This is a genomic window from Corynebacterium lubricantis DSM 45231, assembly GCF_000379425.1.
GTDB classification, from domain to species: domain Bacteria; phylum Actinomycetota; class Actinomycetes; order Mycobacteriales; family Mycobacteriaceae; genus Corynebacterium; species Corynebacterium lubricantis.
The window spans coordinates 1-16,911 of the sequence record NZ_KB902186.1 but is presented as its reverse complement, the minus strand read 5'-3'; the positions used below and the strand labels follow the sequence as shown (position 1 = coordinate 16,911).

The window sequence follows — 16,911 nt, the reverse complement described above, 5'->3', positions numbered from 1 at the left end:
CCCATGCAACTCACATTGCACATCAAGGGCGCGCCCATTTTGCTACCGATTCATCGTAGATGATCGGTACAACGATTTCCTAGCCACAGATGGCCAGCAACAGAGTTGAGTTTATCCCTTTTTGGAAACCTTGAAGTTAAATGCCCACAGGTCCCCCCCAAGAAGTTGGTAGAAAACCCAGTAAGCAGGCATTTTTAGCCTTTTGTGTGTTCTTCGCCCCATTCGCTTCACTGAATTCACACCCACATCACCCCCTAATGAGGTTCAAACTATTGGTTGACTAAAACCGTGGTCTGCGCGCCCTATGGAAGCAACCTGAAAAATTCCTGTACGGAGAAATAAAATAAGCCCCTTGAAGAATGCATAAAAAGCATTTAACAAGGGGTTTTACGGACTTAGCCGCGCAGAGAAGTGATTAGAAATCCCAATCGTCGTCAGTGGTATCTTCTGCCTTACCGATGACATAGGAAGAACCTGAACCCGAGAAGAAGTCGTGATTCTCGTCGGCGTTTGGAGACAGCGAAGCAAGGATCGCCGGCGACACCCGGGTTTCGTCTACCGGGAAGAGACCTTCATAGCCAAGGTTATTCAGCGCCTTGTTGGCGTTGTAGCGCAAGAAGCGCTTCACATCTTCCGTCCAGCCAATCGAATCATAGATATCTTCGGTGTACTGAGCTTCGTTCGCATACAGGTCGAACATCAAGTCGAAGGCATATTCCTTGAGTTCGTCCTTGCGTTCCTGCGTCTGCTCGGCGAGACCCTGCTGGTACTTGTATCCAATGTAATAACCGTGGACTGCCTCATCGCGGATGATCAGGCGGATAATGTCTGCGGTATTCGTAAGCTTGGAGTGGACCGACCAGTTCAACGGCAGGTAGAAGCCCGAGTAGAAGAGGAAGGATTCGAGCATGACGGAGGCGATCTTTTTCTTCAGCGGATCGCTGCCCTCGTAGTAGCTCTGAATGATCTTCGCCTTGCGCTGAACTTCTTCATTCTCCTCGGTCCAGCGGAATGCATCATTGATCTGAGGCGTCGACGCCAACGTCATAAAGATGTTGGAGTAGCTCTTCGCATGGACAGACTCCATGAATGCGATGTTGGTGTACACAGCTTCCTCATGCTGAGTCCGAGCATCCGGCATCAATGAAATAGCGCCGACTGTTCCCTGAATCGTGTCCAGCAAGGTCAGATTCGCGAAAACTCGCATTGTCGCAAGCTGTTCGTCTGCGTTGAGGGTCTTCCAACTTGGAATGTCGTTGGAGACAGGAATCTTCTCCGGCAACCAGAAATTGCCTGTCAGACGGTCCCAGACTTCAAGATCCTTCTCATCGGGAATCTCGTTCCAGTTAATCGCCTTTACGGGTGCCTCATGCGTGCGCAGGTACTCGTCGTATTCATGCTCGTCGGGCATGCCCACCATTCCTTTTCTTTTCTATTTCTTGAATCCGAACTCATCCTACCGCCCAACCAATTGCTAGGACGAGTCTCCATCTCAGCTTAAGGGCTGGGGGCCAGGTTACTACCGGAGTGTCCGCACGCCGGACGAATTTATAGGTCAACGCCTCACCCCAAAGAGTTAAAAGACTACCGATCTCCTATTGGTGCCACCAATTCCCTCCGAATTCACCCTTCGGAAAAGGCTATTTGCCAAGGAGAGAGGCACTTTTTGCCCCACACCGAGAACGCCTGGGTGGTAGGATTAATGATCTCTAAGAACAGTAAGACCTCGTACGGCATTGCCCGTTGCACAAATACTTGCACCTTTTTAAATCCTTAAGGCCATCTTTTCTAATGAAAATTACTTATATCCATCAACATTTTGTTCTGCCCACTGAAGCTGGCGGCAGCCGTCCTTATGAATTCGCGCGCCGTATGGCGGATCAAGGTCACACCGTCACCATGGTGTGCGGAGGTCAAGAAAGCATGGACGCTGTCGTCGACGGTATCCACGTCAAAAGGCTTCACACCCCGTACAAGAACGCGATGTCCTCGGCCGAGCGCATCCGGTCATTTATCCGGTTCATGGTGAAGTCCAGCTACGTGGCGGCACGCACCGACGCTGACGTTATCTACGCCAGCTCAACTCCCTTGACTGTTGCCGTGCCAGGTATCGTCGGCAAGTTCGCTCGACGAGTCCCGATGGTTTTCGAAGTACGCGATCTTTGGCCTTCCGTGCCCATTGAACTGGGCTATCTGAATAACCCGGTGTTCGTGTGGATGGCCCGCTTGCTCGAAAAGTTGGCGTATAAGAATTCTGCCACGGTCGTCGCACTCTCCCCGGGGATGCGAGATGGGGTCCTAGAGGTCACGCCAGAAAAGGAAGTCGTAGTCATTCCTAATGCCTGCGATTTTGAAAGGTTTGATAAATCAACGCAGCAGCGCCAAGATTTTCGGGACTCGCAGGGATGGACCGAGGACGAGAGCGTGGTGGTCTACGCGGGTGGCCTTGGCCCGTCTTATCAGACTGAGTGGATCGTAGAGCTCGCCGCAGAGTTGCGCGATTCCACTATGCGCTTCATTATCCTCGGCCAGGGCAAAGACAGCGAGAAGTTGCATCAGCTTGCTGTTCAGCGTGGACTTGACCCGGAGCAGATTTTGCTGGGAGAAAAATCCAAGGAAGAAGTCTCGGATTTTGTTTCCGCAGGCGACATCGTCATGTCAACACTTTTGGATAAGCCCAGTTTGCAGGCGAACTCGCTCAACAAGGTGTTCGACGGGTTGTCGGCGGGACGTCCGATTGTCTTGAACCACAAGGGATGGTTGACGGAGGCAGTTGTCGAGGCAAATGCCGGCCTGGCGCTCGATCGTTCCATTCCCAAGGCAGCCGCCCAGCTGCGCGAGTACGTAGCTGATCCGGCGACACTTGAGGAAGCTGGCAAGAACAGTGCGGCCCTGGGCAGGAGCCGATTTGACCGCAATGAGCTCTTCCAGTCGGTGATGCAGGTCCTAGAAAAGGCCGTTAAAGCTTAGAGTCGTCCTCGCTCGAAGGAACCTGGTCCGTTCGAATGCGATAGTCATCCAACGGCTCGGTTTCTAACTGTCCCTCGGGGAGAACCCCATCGCGACCCAGCACTACGCCTATAGTGTGTAGGACGATGTGGGCATCGTCGCGAAGCGTTGCCGTGCGCGCATACTCCGCATCGTAGTTGAGCTTCTCGTCCCAGCCGAGGTTGTTGCGGCCGTTGACCTGCGCTGCACCGGTGATCCCAGGACGAACCGAATGGCGGGCCTTTTCGCTCTCCTTGTAATAAGGCAGATAATGTTCGAGCAACGGACGTGGACCGATGATGGCCATGTCGCCGCGGAGCACGTTGAGCAGCTGCGGGATCTCATCCAGACTCAGTTTGCGTAGCACGTTGCCAAACTGTGTCTGTCGCTCGACTTCATCTTCACCATAAATGGAGCGTTCCGTCTCTGGCAGCATCGTGCGAAACTTCATGATCTCGAAGGGCTGCTCATTCAAACCGATACGTTTTTGCTTGAAAAGGACAGGACTGCCCAGGAAAACGCGGACGAGTCCCGCAGTGACGACGCCGACAGGAATCGTCACCGGTGCGGTGACGACGACGAGCGCGACGTCGATAAGCCTCTTTTTTCTGTTGAAAGATTTTCTGTCCGCAACGCCATCAGCCATGGAAGTTCTCATCCCCATTTTTCGATTCCCCTGCTTTCCACCCACATAGGGTACTAACGCTGTCCACACCAGGGTGGTTCTTTCGATCTATCTGGTGCCTGTCGGCTACCTCTGCGCCCCTTCGCGCATCAGCTGAAACATCTCGCGACGCGTTCGTCCTTCGCCGACGACCTTATGCTTCCGAATCACGAACTGTGCGATTAACGGGAGATAGAAGCGTGGCGACAACGACCGGTACAGCGTTCCTCGGTCACGAAAATATCTATCGGTGTAGCCTTCGAACCACGTCGACGTGGTGTGGTGAACTCGCCCGATTTCCGCTGGAGATTTATACACTTTCAGCCCGCTCCCCAATACAGTAAAGATAAAGAGGCTGTCTTCTCCGCTGAGATATTTGGCACCCCCTCCGAAGAGCAATGAGAAGAAAATATTCTTCTCCAGGATCTTTTCTCGTCGAAAAGCCATCTGATACGTGGCGTAGCGCAATGAATTGAACTTCCTGACGCGCTCTAATTTCCGAATCGTGGAGGTTCCTCGACTGGCATCGACGGAGGGAACGTTGAACACGATCATGTCGGCCTCGGGATTATCCCGAAATTCGCTCAAGATGAGGTCCCGGTATCCGTCCGCGTAGACAACATCGTCGTCGGACATCAAAACTATGTCCGCATCGGCGCGCATGAGAGCACTGTTTCGGCTGAGACCCACGCCTCGCTCATCGAAGGAGAGGAATTGGATTCTATGTCCGTTGTGGTCAAAGACCTCTTTTTTGAAAGTGTCACACTGGTTGACGATGATGGCGTCGCTTTGAATATTCGCCTTCGAGACAATGTCGTGAGATTGATTCATTACCGACATGAGTACTTGCAGGTTCATTGAAAACTCCAGGTCCTTCGTTCTAAGCAATCGTGATTAACTTCGACAAGGTCGAGCAGGCAGCCAAGCATCATGCCCGGCTCCTTGCCCGGGCCACATATGTCAGGGCGATTGCCCCGCCTATCGCGGTCACTCCGTAGCCGACGATGGAGCCGTACGCCGCACCGAGCATGCCCAGGCTCGGAATCAGCGCCAAATAAGCAACAAGTGACGCTGCTGTGCCGATGAGCTCCACAAGGGAGACGCGACCTTCGGCACCCAGGGAGATGAGAATTCCCTGTTGGACGCGAGTAATACCAAAAACCACAGACGACACCGCCAGCGGGATAATGACATTCATCGCGGCCATGTAGGCATCGGGCAGGACATACAAAATCATCAAATAGGTGGCAAAGCTCAGAGCCACGGTGAACCCAATCAGCAGCAAGATGGATTGCCCCATCAGCTTGAGAATTGGTCCCCGAATGGGCGCCGTAGACTCCTTCATTGCCTTGGACCAATTCCGTAGCGACGCATCGACCCACTGCTGGACCGGCCAAGTAGCCATCTGAATCACAGTGGACACCGTGACGTAGAGCCCCAACTGCGCCGAGCTACTCAGAATCGGCAGAAGCAGGCGGTCTGCGTATGTCATCGCCGAGTTGCTAAAAGCAGAGGGCAACAGGACCCAACCGCGACGCCGCAGAGCCTTGGTTTCCGCCTCGCTTGGCCAATTCGGTTCCTCCCCGCGACGCACCGCTGTCCACATGAGGATCAGCGCCGGAATTCCGGAGGCCACGTAGACCACCAGCCACAGCACCGAATTGGACACGTTAAGCAAGGTGAGAAGCAGGGCACCGAGAATAATGATGATCTGAGAGGTAATGGCATTGAAGCCAAATTTTTTCAGGTCGAGGCTGCTGACATAAGCAACACGAACTCCGACAACCATGGAGTTCAGTCCAATGTAGAGCCCTATGAGAAGGGCACCGACCCACAACCACGAGGCGCTGAACGGAGAAAATAACGCCAACACAATGGCGATCGGAATGACGAGGTGGATTCCAGGACGCACCATGCGCATAAACACGCGGTACTCGGAATTAAAGCTGCCCGTGCGCGAAGCCATAAATGGCCGTTCAAGTCCCATCATCGCAAATACGCCCAGAAAATAAGTCAATTGCAGAGCGTATGCCAGGTCACCACGAGCCGAGGGGTCGAGAACTCGTGCCGCCAGCATGTTGACGGCCAGAGCCGCTACAGCTGCGAGCAGCTGCGAGCCGACCAGAATGATCGCTGCATTCCGGGCGCTGCCCCCAGTTTCTTTTGTCTCCACTGGTTCCTCCCTGGAGATTGGTTGAGCAGAAAGAAATCAGATCCCCAGATCCGAAAACCATCTAATATTAATCTGCGCCATCGACTTTCACAGCTTCTACATACTTGCTTCCGAAAGTTCCTGGGGTGCTCTCGAACCACTCACGTTGCACGTGCAGTCCGGCGGCCCAGGCCACATATGCACTGGGGATGTGCGCTCCTGCCAGGTGGGAGAACGGATACCCTCCACCGAAGCGTGGATTCACGTCAATCACAAACTGGTTTCCATCGCCGTCGACGAGGACGTCGATGTCGATTACTCCAGGATGCGGGACCACGGCAGCCACCTTCTTGGCTACTTCGGTAAAAGCATCAGGTGCGACCGTTTCGGCCCGGTCAGTTTCTCCTGCTCGCATCGCAATTTTACGACGAGCCAACGCCGCAGCGAAGTTTCCCTCAAGATCACACACAACATCGACACCATATTCAATACCCTCGATGCGCTCCTGCACAATGACTAAGGACTCAGGTGCAACGTCTTTTTGTTCCAGCGCCGCGATACCCTGCCGGGTAGTGACCTCGAGGGTCGCAATCTCGATGGCATTGGACAACGAGTCCGCAGTGGCGAAGTGCAAGCCACGGGAGGCCGAACCATAGCGACCCTTCGTTATAAATTTGGAGCCGGTGCCACCCGATTTCTCGGTTGACACTCCCCCAGTAACCTCGCTACCCAGCCAGGTTGCAGGGGTGCACACTCCCCCGGCCGCTAGAGCCTCCCCCATCTCGAATTTATCTTCCACCAACCGCTGCGTCTCAGGAGTCAACCGCAGCAACGGTGCCCACTCCTGAGTATGAGGCAGTAGTGCCCATTCAGATAACTCAAAATCGTTGATGGAAACAGCCAGGTCAATGCTGTATTCCTGCAACACATTCGCCAACCAGTCGCGGTAGGCTGGGTCGTCGACACGCGGTGCGATCACGAAATCCGTCGCAAATGCCTGCGCCGGAGAGTAGGGGTCAAGATCGGCTGCGATTGCTCGACCCGACAAATTATTCGCGGAAAGCGCTTCCCGAAACCAGCGGATCAGGTAGGGCCTGCGCCCGATTGAGGTCAATAAGATATTCATTGGTGCGCCTTTAAGAACGCCTGGACTGCCTCGTCGACACGCGCCCGATCAGCTTCAGTCAAAGCCGAGCCGCTAGGAAGGGACAGGCCTTCGGAAAAGAGCCTTTCGCTCGTTCCGTCGACAAAGGCGCGTCTGTGGCTATAGACGGGCTGGAGGTGCATCGGCTTCCAAATCAGCCGCGACTCAATGTTGAGTTCTTCGAGATAAACTCTCAGCTGGTCGGCGGTAAATCCAGCCTCAGCCTCGTTGACCAGAATCGATGAGAGCCAAAAATTGTCCCGTGTGTCCCCGCCATCGGCGCCCGACGGCTCGCCGAACATAGTCACCCCAGGCACGCCGGCGAAAAGTTCCTTGTAGTGCAGGCGATGCTGGCGACGCTTCTCCAGCATGTCGTCCAGCCTGGACAGCTGCGCTCGCCCAAGTGCGGCAAGCAGGTTGGAGAGGCGGTAGTTGTAGCCAATTTCCGTGTGCTCGTAATAAGGCACCGGCTGCTTCGCCTGGGTGGAGAAATACAGCACACGCTTGGCAAATTCCTCGTCGTCGGTCAGTAGCGCGCCGCCGCCCGAGGTCGTCATGATTTTGTTGCCATTAAATGACACGGCTGCGGCTTTACCGAATGAGCCCGCGGGCTTACCATCGCGGGTCGCGCCGAGGGATTCAGCAGCATCGGACAAAACTACAGCACCAAAGCGCGACGCGATCTCGTCGATACGCGCGTGATCCACCACCTTGCCCAACATGTCTACAGGCAGGACCACCTTCGCCGGGCGACCTTCTTTCTCTAACTGTGACAGCGCCTCTTCCAACAGATCCGGATTCATGTTGCCGGTTTCGTCGCAGTCGACGAGCACCGGCTCCGCACCGACGTAGGTAATCGCGTTCGTTGTTGCGGCGAAGGTCAAAGAGCTCGTGACGACGATATCTCCTTGCCCGACGCCTAAAACTACAAGCGCGAGATGGAGCGCGGCCGTGCCCGAAGAAAGTGCCACGGCGTGGGAGCGCCCTGAATACTCAGCCAGCTCAGATTCAAAGCTTGCGACCTCAGGGCCCAGCGGTGCAATCCACCCAGACCGGAATGCTCGAACGATGCAATCTTCTTCTAATTGCGTGACATCTGGTGGCGAGAGAAAAATCCGACTTTGCGTCATTTCGAGCAATCTTTCTGTGGTTCACGAACTCCGGGATCATTGCTTACCGCTTCGAGGTACTCATCCAGATCCAGATCTGCCGGGTCGAGGCGTTCTGCATGCGCGTGGGAAATCAGCGGGTGGTACGGACGGTTTGCCCTCTCGTCGTCGTCGACGAGGACTTCATGGAGCTTCTCGCCAGGGCGCAGTCCGGTAAAGACAATCTCTATGTCCTTTCCAGAGATTTCGATCATTTGCTGCGCGATCGAAAGAATATTCATCGGCTCACCCATATCAAGAATGAGTACTTCGCCCGCTTTCCCGATACCTCCGGCCTGAAGTACCAACTGGCAGGCCTCGGGGATGGTCATGAAATAACGGGTGGCCTCCGGGTGAGTCACCGTCAGTGGCTTGTCTTCCTCGATGAGACGCATAAATGTAGGGACCATCGAGCCACGACTGCCGATCACATTGCCAAAGCGGACGGACAGGTAATTCTTTCCCGTTGTCTCGCCAAACCATGCGGTCAGCTTTTCTGCGTATCGCTTTGAATGTCCAAGTGCGCTGGTTGGGTTGGCCGCTTTGTCGGTAGAGATGTTAATGAAGGTATCCACATTGACAAGTCTTGCTGCTTCCAACACGTTCAACGTACCTTCGACGTTGGACTTCCACCCTTCTTCTGGGTACTGCTCCAACATTGGCAGGTGCTTGAGTGCCGCAGCGTGGAAAATAACCTCAGGTTGGCGCTCGAAGAAGATTTCCTTAAGCCTGTCCGCGTCGCGAATGTCCGCGAGGATCACCGAATTTGTCGCGAGCAGGCCATTGCCCTCGATGGCAATAGCGGAAGATTGCAGTCCGGTCTCATCACGGTCCAGCATCATCAACTCGGACGGACGGAATTTAGCGATTTCCGCGCAGAGCTGCGAGCCAATGGAACCGCCTGCGCCCGTGACCAGCACTCGACGCCCCGAGATATAGGAGGCGATTTCACCCAAGTCAGTATCTACTTGCTTCCGACCTAGGAGATCTTCGATGCGCAGATCACGAAGGTCGCGCTGCTTGACAGGCTTGTCATCTTGCACAAGGTTGTCGATAGAGCCGATCACCTTCACTTTGATACCGAGCTTTTGCGCGCGTTCTTGCACTTCGCGGAAGAGCTGAGTATCGGCATCCTTGATGGCAACGATCAAGACCTCGGCACCAGATTTTTGCACGGTGGATTCCAACTGATCGAATCCGCCATAGACCTGCACTCCACGGATGCGCCGGTTGTGAGTCTGTCGCGCATCATCCAAAAGAGCCACTGGCCGATAGCGCGATTCAGACTCAGAAAGCATCCATTGTACAAGGACATTTCCGATGTATCCCGCGCCATAAACAATGGTCGGGGTCGAATCAAGACCGGGCCGGTTGGAACGCTCGAGGTAAACACGCACCGCGTATCTGAGGGCAAACATGAATACGATTACCAGCAACGTCGCCATGAGCACCTTGTTCGCATGCATCCGCCAACTAGCACTTAGGAGAAAGGGGACGGCCCAAAGCACAACGCCGATCAGGGCACCGCACACCGCAACCGCAAACGCCTCATCAAAACCGCCAATGCGAGAAAACCTCGTGCGCCCATAAAGTCCCACTGCTAGGCCGAAAACAAGTTGAAGCACACAGGCTGCAAGTGCGTAGCCAAGTACTTGCTTCCAATTGAACGGGTCTGTGGCCAAATCACTACGGACCAATTCCGCGGCTACGAATGCCACTACCCAGGCCAAGGCATCCAAGGGAAAAATTCGGAAGATAAACTTCGGGGCATTCACCCGTGAAGGCGGGCGTTTGGGGCACCCTCTCGGCCTTGCGGTCGTTTGTCATTTTCCTTCCACCACTTCTAGTGCTTTCTGGTTTGCGCTTTAGACGCTCCGGATAGTTTTGAGATTTATATTTGCAATGGGTCACCACATCAAGCACGCGGTGAAACGCATTGCGCAAAAGCAAAGCAGAAGTTTCAGCAAATTAGTTGATATGACACTACATGAATCATAAGCATGTGCCTCTACAATTTGCACGTTAAATAATGCGTGGTACCTGCTATTATTTCACTCCCCTGACGATGGTGATTGACGTTCGTTTGTAACAAATTAGAATCAATACACCCGTCAATGAATATAAAATATTGATTCCACCCCAGCTAGAATAAATAGAGAATCGCAAGTCTCTATTTGTTTCGCTCACACAAAGGTAGTTGACGGGTCACTTTAATTCAGCGGTTCTTGGAAATTAGATCCAAAGTCGTGCCAAATTCGTTTCCAAGGTCACAAAAACAGCCCAAAATGCCCCCTAAAGCGGGGGCGATAAAGATATTATGATCGTTTCTTTGTCAATAAATAGTTTGCTACAACTACCTCTACCCTGCCGTTTCAATGGGGACTTTATTGGAGAAGAAGTGCCGAATCAACGATAGAACGCATGTCTTAACGCTATGCTTCCACACACAGAGTCGATGCCACGCCAGGCCGATGCCCCATCGTTCACGGAGAATCACATGCACAGTGCCCCCAGCACATCCAGCGCTTCTCACGCCTCTAGCTCACCCACGAGCTCAAACGGGCGTTCCTGGCATGTATGGCTCTTCCGCCTGGTGGCCCTCGCAGTAGCCATCGCCGGGGTTGCCGCAGTCATCCTCGTGTCCGTTAAGGTTCCGGCCCCAACCTTATACAAGACCATCTTCGTGGTGGGCTACCTACTGGTGACGAGTCTCATCGTCTTCTGGCTGCTGCGGGTGGAGAAAAGCAAGGCCGTGGTCTCCAAGGCGATTGCCCTGGCCGTGGCCATCGTGATGTTGATCGCCAGCTTTACCGTCATTCATTATTCATCCTCGACTAACAACCTGCTTCGCGCCATCAACAATCCTGATGCCCAGCAGTCAGAATGGTTGATTCTAAGCTCACGACCTGAGGTCACAACAGACAACGCGCAAAGCATCGGCGCCCTGGCCGACGATCTCGCCCATACAAGCTTGGAGCAGGCCTCAGCTACGTCCACGAAGGCTCGCCTTGTCTCCCAAGATGATTTGCCGGGAATGATGCAGTCATTGCAGGACAGCAACATTGACCTGGCCACGATGAAAACCTCGTTCTTCGAGGCCTTGGCAGCCTCTGCCCCACAGTTAGAGCAGGATCTGATCATCCTCGATACGTTCTCTCTAGAAGACCCGAAGCGAAGCACCGCGGATTCTCCCGACGTGAATGTACAAGAGCCCTTCACCATCTACATCAGTGGCGCTGACTCTGCCGGGCCGATTGAGGAATCCGGCCGCAGCGACGTCAATATTCTCGCGGTGGTTAATCCGAAGACTGGTGAAATCCTCCTGGTCAATACTCCTCGTGACTACTATGTCCAGGTGCATGGCACGTCTGGGCCCAAGGATAAACTCACGCACGCCAGCATCTACGGTGTAGACACGGCACGCAAAACAATGGAAGACCTCTACGCTCTCGATATCCCCTACTACGCTCGGGTGAACTTCAATACCCTGATCGAAACCATCGATATCGTCGGGCCGATCGAGGTCTACCTCGACAATCCCGTAGGAAACTACCCCGCCGGACTCAATACATTCGACAGCGAACAGGCCCTCGACTTCTCGCGCACGCGCTATGGCTTAGAAGGAGGAGATCGCCAACGCGGAAATAACCAGCTCCTTGTCCTGCAAGCCGTCGCCGAGAAGCTCATGTCCAACCGGGACCCGCGCGCTGTTTCTCGCATCGCCGAGCAAATTTCCGGCAGTGTGGAGACCAACATGGATGACAATTCCATTAAGACTTTGATCGAAGACCACGCTCAATCTAGCAATTCGTGGTACTTTGAGCGCACTTCGGTGGACGGGTTCGATGCAACAGAAATCACCTACAGCATGCCGGGGACCCCGCTGTATGTGATGATCCCGGACGAAGAATCCGTCTCCAATGCGCATGACAGGATCCTTCGGGTGATGAGCCGGTCGTAACTGACATCACCAATGGAGGTAACCCTTATTAAAATACGTCGTCTCATTGTTGCGTAAACTAACTGGTAAGCAATGATGTGATATCACAGAAATATGGCATTGACATTGCCTGGAAATTGCCTGGCCTCTAATTGAATACGAATTATCCACATCAAGATGCACAATGAGATCACAAGGATGGTAGCGATTATGCCCACCACGCCCGAGTCGCCAGCAGCTCCGCTCCTGACCACGGTCCTCGACCAGCTCGGCAGCGAAATTGTCGCAGGTACTCTCGCAGAGGGGCGTACCTTCACGCTGCAGGACATTTCAGCCCGCTTCGGTATCTCTCGCACCGTGGCCAGGGAGGCCATGCGAGCCCTCGAGCAGCTCGGGCTGGTCTCCTCTTCCCGTCGCGTCGGCATCACGGTCCTTCCGGAAAGTTCGTGGGCAGTATTTGATCAGTCAGTCATCCGCTGGCGCCTCGCTACCGAGGAGCAGCGCTCCAAGCAGCTGCGTTCCCTGACGGAATTGCGCGTCGCCATCGAGCCAATCGCCGCTTTCAATGCTGCCAATCACGCAACGAAGGAGCAGTCCGATAAGATCGTTCAGCTCGCCGAGGAGCTCCGCGAGCTGGGCGCCCGTGACCGTGGTGCTAGTGAGGAATTCCTTGAGGCAGACAAGCAATTCCACATGTTGATCTTCCAGGCTTCCGGCAACGAAATGATCACCGCGCTTGCTCCCTCCCTTCTCTACGCCCTCGAGGGTCGCACTCGTTACGGCCTCCAGCCAGAGCAGCCCGCCGAGGAGGCGTTGGATTCCCACGAGCTGCTGGCTCAATCCATCGCCGCCGGTGATGCGGATAAGGCCGAGGAGGCATCGCGTTCGCTGCTCGCCGAGGTTCGCGGTGCGCTTTATACATAAAAAGCTTGACGACGAAGCCCCTGCTCTAGGTTTTCCAATCTAGAGCAGGGGCTTCGTCGTGAAGCGATGTCCTTAAAGCATGCAGGACACGCAGCCCTCAACCTCGGTGCCAGCGAGAGCCATCTGGCGGAGGCGGATGTAGTACAAGGACTTGATGCCCTTGGTCCACGCGTAAATCTGCGCGCGGTTGATGTCGCGGGTGGTCACGGTGTCCTTGAAGAACAGGGTGAGCGACAGGCCCTGGTCGACGTACTTCGTGGCCACTGCGTAGGTGTCAATGACCTTTTCGTAGCCGATCTCGTACGCATCGTCGAAGTACTCGAGGTTGTCGTTGTCCAGGTGAGGGGCCGGGTAGTACACGCGGCCGATCTTGCCTTCCTTACGGATCTCGATCTTGGAAGCGATCGGGTGGATCGAGGAAGTCGAGTTGTTGATATAGGAAATCGAACCGGTCGGTGGGACGGCCTGCAGGTAACGGTTATAAATACCGTCGCGTGCGACGTCTGCCTTGAGCTGTGCCCAATCCTCAGCCGTTGGCACGTGCGCGGTGGAGTTCTCGAACAGCGCCTTGACCTTGTCGGTCTTCGGCTGGAAGTCCTCTGGGTTGTAGCGATCGAAGAACTCACCGGTGGCGTACTCGGACTTCTCAAAGTCGTAGAAGCGCTCCCCGGTCTCCACGGCGATCTTGTGCGATGCTTTGATCGCTTCAAACATGACGGTGGCGAAGTAGGCGTTGGTGAAGTCCAAGCCCTCTTCGGAGCCGTAGTGGATATGCTCGCGGCCCAGGTAGCCGTGCAGGTTCATCTGGCCCAAGCCGATCGCATGGGAGGCGTCATTGCCCTCGCGGATGGAAGGGACGGAATCGATGGCGGTCTGATCAGCCACCGAGGTCAGGCCACGGATCGCGGTCTCGACGGTGCGGGAGAAGTTAGTCGAGTCCATGGTCATCGCGATGTTCAGCGAGCCCAAATTACACGAGATGTCCTGGCCAATGGTGTCGTAGGTCAGGTCCTCGTTGAGCACGGAAGGCGAGTTGACCTGCAGAATCTCCGAGCACAGGTTGGACATGTTGATGCGGCCGGTCTTGACTGGGTTCGCCTTGTTCGCGGTGTCCTCGAACATGATGTACGGGTAGCCGGACTCGAACTGGATCTCAGCAATGGTCTGGAAGAACTGACGTGCCTTGATCTTCGACTTGCGGATGCGAGGATCTTCGACCATTTCCTCGTACTTCTCGGTCACAGAGATATCTGCGAAAGGCTTGCCGTAGACGCGCTCCACATCGTATGGGGAGAACAGGTACATGTCATCATTGCGCTTGGCCAGTTCGAAGGTGATGTCTGGAATAACAACGCCGAGCGAGAGGGTCTTGATGCGGATCTTCTCGTCCGCGTTCTCGCGCTTGGTATCCAAAAAGCTCATGATGTCTGGGTGGTGCGCATTGAGGTACACCGCACCCGCGCCCTGACGTGCGCCGAGCTGGTTGGCATAGGAGAAGGAGTCTTCCAAAAGCTTCATCACAGGGATCACGCCGGAGGACTGGTTCTCGATGTGCTTAATTGGTGCGCCGGACTCGCGAATGTTCGACAGCAGCAGCGCGACACCGCCGCCGCGCTTGGATAGCTGCAGCGAGGAGTTAATCGCACGACCAATGGACTCCATGTTGTCCTCGATACGCAGCAGGAAGCAGGAGACGAGCTCGCCGCGCTGTGCCTTGCCGGCGTTAAGGAAGGTCGGAGTTGCTGGCTGGAAGCGGCCGGTCATAATCTCGTCGACAAGCGCGGAAGCAAGCTCGCGGTTGCCGCGTGCAAGGAACAATGCGGTCATGGAGACGCGGTCCTCGAAGCGCTCGAGGTAGCGCTTTCCGTCGAAGGTCTTCAGGGTGTAAGAGGTGTAGTACTTGTACGCACCCAGGAAGGACTTGAAGCGGAACTTATAGGAGTACGCGCGCTTGAAAGTATCCTTCACGAAATCCCAGTCATACTGATCGATGACTTCGGTCTCGTAATAGGCGTTGTCTACTAGGTACTTAATCTTTTCTTCCAGGTCGTGGAAGTAGACGGTGTTCTGGTTAACGTGCTGCAAGAAGAACTGGTTTGCAGCTTCGCGGTCCATATCGAACTGGATCTTGCCATCTTCGTCATAAAGATTCAGCAGTGCGTTCAGCGCGTGGTAATCGAGCTGGTCAGACTGGTTAACCGGTTCGGCGACAGTTTTACCCACTGTTTGAGTAGTCACAGGCAAGGACCTTTCTTCGTCTTGGTAGGGAGATGTTGGGTGGTTTTCTCATGAAGTTGTGGAGCGACTGTTGTCTGGGTCAGTCTACGCGTCGGCATGGACACCGTAGCGGGCGCGGAGCTTGGCCAGCAGATCCGCCGACTCTTGCTGCTGTACCCGCTGCACCTCCTCGATGCCTGCCAACTCGCGCTCGTCGCCCGGGCGCAGGCCCAGCTGCTCAGCGTTGTGCACGAGCTCGGTGCGAACGTGTTGTACGTCTTCGGCCGATCCCATCAGCTCGAAGCGGTACAGGTACGGCACGTTGCACTTGTGCGCGATCACGTCGCCCGCCAGGCAGTAATCGCGCCCGAAATTCGAGTTGCCGGCGGCGATGACGCCCCTGAGCAAGTCGCGGTTGCCTTTGTTATTCAGGAAGCGGATCACTTGCTTCGGCACCGGACGGGAATTCTCAGCGTCGGGCTGGTTCACCGATACGCCGCCACCATAGGTGGGGCACACGAGGACATAGGGTTCGTCGACCACCAGTGGCTCATCGTCCCGATAGATCGGGACGCGCTTCGCGGGAAGACCTAGCTTATCGACGAACCGGCGAGTGTTTTCAGTGACGGACGAGAAATACACAATGAGCATGTGCTCGCCTTTTCCTTCCAACCCTTCAGCTTGTGAACGCTAAAAGGAGTGTGTGATACGTGTGGCATGCGGCTGAGCGCATAAGGAAAGGCCACCTGCTTGTATAGAGTCGGCGGCCAGATTTCCAGATAGTGAGAACTTGTGCGCGGGGCGCGCAGCAGGTGCGCTGTCCGTGTGAGCGAAGCTACGCTGCAGCTTCGACCAGGGTGCGGATGCGCTCTGGGCGGAAACCGGACCAGTGCTCGCCGTCGACCTCGACGACCGGAGCCTGCAGGTAGCCGAGAGCCAGAACGTAGTCGCGAGCAGATTCGTCGAGGCTGATGTCCACGAGGTTGTACTCCAAGCCTGCCTTATCAAGAGCTTTCTTGGTTGCGGTGCACTGGACACATGCTGGCTTGGTGTAAACGGTAATGGACATCTGGCTTCCCTTTCAATCTCGCTGCAAACGCATCTTTGCCAGCGTTTCTCACTAGGTTTTATCTCAGTTTTCTGTCGTCTCCACTGTTCGTGGTGACAAGAAAAGACACTATACTTTGTGTCGTTTTATCGCAACTAACACTACATATAGTAGTTACAACCATGAAACTCCCAGGATGCACCAAGCGAGTTACCCACATGTAGTTCCCGCCTTGACGGATTGGCCCAGAGCGTCAACTTACATTCGTGAAATTTCCCCGGGAAACGCCGCACCTTCGGCGTGTCGTTCACCGGCCCGTAACCTTCGTCCCACGCTTTTGGGGGTACTAGCGTCCGGTTTGACTGCATTGCCAGCAGGGAAGCCAAGTCAGCCGGACACCGTCGAGCTGACACCCGCGTGAGCTGGCACAGCGGGAACAGTTGCCCACCACGAACCGCTACAACCAATTCCGCCGTATGATCACACCAACACGATGGCAATGGTTCAAAGCATGTGTGTCGTTGAACCCCAATTCAGCAGACACAACACGCACACTCATCGCTTGGCCGACGCGTTCTCCAAGTCCAGCCTAATCCTGATCGCTCAATAATTGAAACACACCGCTCACAACAACCTCCTAAATCAAGCGGTGTTGCAACGATCATCTGAACCTAAGCACACCTGCG

At 54.9% G+C, this 16,911-nt stretch carries 13 protein-coding genes; 3 read left to right on the top strand and 10 right to left on the bottom strand.

Going from position 1 to position 16,911, the window contains the following annotated elements:
- Positions 1-415 precede the first annotated feature (415 nt).
- Positions 416-1,411, bottom strand: a complete 996-nt coding sequence (gene nrdF, locus A37O_RS0103890) for a class 1b ribonucleoside-diphosphate reductase subunit beta (protein ID WP_018296189.1) — start codon at positions 1,409-1,411, stop codon at positions 416-418.
- Between the two features lie 380 nt (positions 1,412-1,791).
- Here nrdF and A37O_RS0103880 point away from each other — a divergent pair, with 380 nt between their 5' ends.
- The gene (locus tag A37O_RS0103880; protein WP_026196119.1) at positions 1,792-2,970 is read left to right on the top strand and encodes a glycosyltransferase family 4 protein; all 1,179 of its coding nucleotides are present in this window, start codon (positions 1,792-1,794) and stop codon (positions 2,968-2,970) included.
- Here A37O_RS0103880 and A37O_RS0103875 read toward each other — a convergent pair.
- The 6 genes from A37O_RS0103875 to A37O_RS0103845 all read right to left on the bottom strand — a co-directional run bounded on the left by A37O_RS0103875 (position 2,960) and on the right by A37O_RS0103845 (position 9,814).
- Positions 2,960-3,652, bottom strand: a complete 693-nt coding sequence (locus tag A37O_RS0103875; RefSeq protein ID WP_083912582.1) for a sugar transferase — start codon at positions 3,650-3,652, stop codon at positions 2,960-2,962. The two genes, A37O_RS0103880 and A37O_RS0103875, sit on opposite strands and share 11 nt — an antisense overlap.
- A gap of 87 nt (positions 3,653-3,739) precedes the next feature.
- Positions 3,740-4,510 (bottom strand): glycosyltransferase family A protein, encoded by a 771-nt coding sequence (locus tag A37O_RS0103870; protein ID WP_018296185.1) that lies wholly within the window; start codon positions 4,508-4,510, stop codon positions 3,740-3,742.
- 70 nt (positions 4,511-4,580) lie between these two features.
- On the bottom strand, positions 4,581-5,825 hold the full coding sequence (locus A37O_RS0103865) for a lipopolysaccharide biosynthesis protein (protein ID WP_018296184.1): 1,245 nt from the start codon (positions 5,823-5,825) through the stop codon (positions 4,581-4,583).
- A 67-nt stretch (positions 5,826-5,892) separates the two neighbouring features.
- Positions 5,893-6,930: an ATP-grasp domain-containing protein gene (locus A37O_RS15795; protein WP_018296183.1), complete on the bottom strand. Its 1,038-nt coding sequence runs from the start codon at positions 6,928-6,930 to the stop codon at positions 5,893-5,895.
- Positions 6,927-8,078: a DegT/DnrJ/EryC1/StrS family aminotransferase gene (locus tag A37O_RS0103850; protein ID WP_018296182.1), complete on the bottom strand. Its 1,152-nt coding sequence runs from the start codon at positions 8,076-8,078 to the stop codon at positions 6,927-6,929. The genes A37O_RS15795 and A37O_RS0103850 overlap by 4 nt, the downstream gene beginning before the upstream one ends.
- Positions 8,075-9,814, bottom strand: coding sequence for a polysaccharide biosynthesis protein (locus A37O_RS0103845; protein WP_245533784.1), 1,740 nt, complete (start codon positions 9,812-9,814; stop codon positions 8,075-8,077). The genes A37O_RS0103850 and A37O_RS0103845 overlap by 4 nt, the downstream gene beginning before the upstream one ends.
- Before the next feature lie 716 nt (positions 9,815-10,530).
- Between A37O_RS0103845 and A37O_RS15790 the strand changes: the two genes are divergently transcribed.
- Together A37O_RS15790 and A37O_RS0103835 are read left to right on the top strand one after the other, a co-directional pair.
- Entirely contained in the window at positions 10,531-12,057 is a 1,527-nt protein-coding gene (locus A37O_RS15790; RefSeq protein ID WP_083912580.1) for an LCP family protein, read from the top strand.
- Between the two features lie 189 nt (positions 12,058-12,246).
- The gene (locus A37O_RS0103835) at positions 12,247-12,960 is read left to right on the top strand and encodes a FadR/GntR family transcriptional regulator (RefSeq protein WP_026196117.1); all 714 of its coding nucleotides are present in this window, start codon (positions 12,247-12,249) and stop codon (positions 12,958-12,960) included.
- 72 nt (positions 12,961-13,032) lie between these two features.
- Here the strand turns inward: A37O_RS0103835 and nrdE are convergent, their stop codons facing one another.
- From nrdE to nrdH, 3 genes are all read right to left on the bottom strand, one after another.
- A complete protein-coding gene (gene nrdE / locus A37O_RS0103830; protein ID WP_026196116.1) occupies positions 13,033-15,198 on the bottom strand; it encodes a class 1b ribonucleoside-diphosphate reductase subunit alpha in 2,166 nt (721 codons plus the stop codon).
- Between the two features lie 84 nt (positions 15,199-15,282).
- Positions 15,283-15,828 carry a class Ib ribonucleoside-diphosphate reductase assembly flavoprotein NrdI gene (gene nrdI, locus A37O_RS14575; RefSeq protein ID WP_018296177.1) on the bottom strand — a complete coding sequence of 182 codons (546 nt, stop codon included), beginning with the start codon at positions 15,826-15,828 and terminating at the stop codon, positions 15,283-15,285.
- Between the two features lie 184 nt (positions 15,829-16,012).
- The gene (gene nrdH / locus A37O_RS0103820) at positions 16,013-16,246 is read right to left on the bottom strand and encodes a glutaredoxin-like protein NrdH (protein WP_018296176.1); all 234 of its coding nucleotides are present in this window, start codon (positions 16,244-16,246) and stop codon (positions 16,013-16,015) included.
- Between the last annotated feature and the right edge of the window lie 665 nt (positions 16,247-16,911).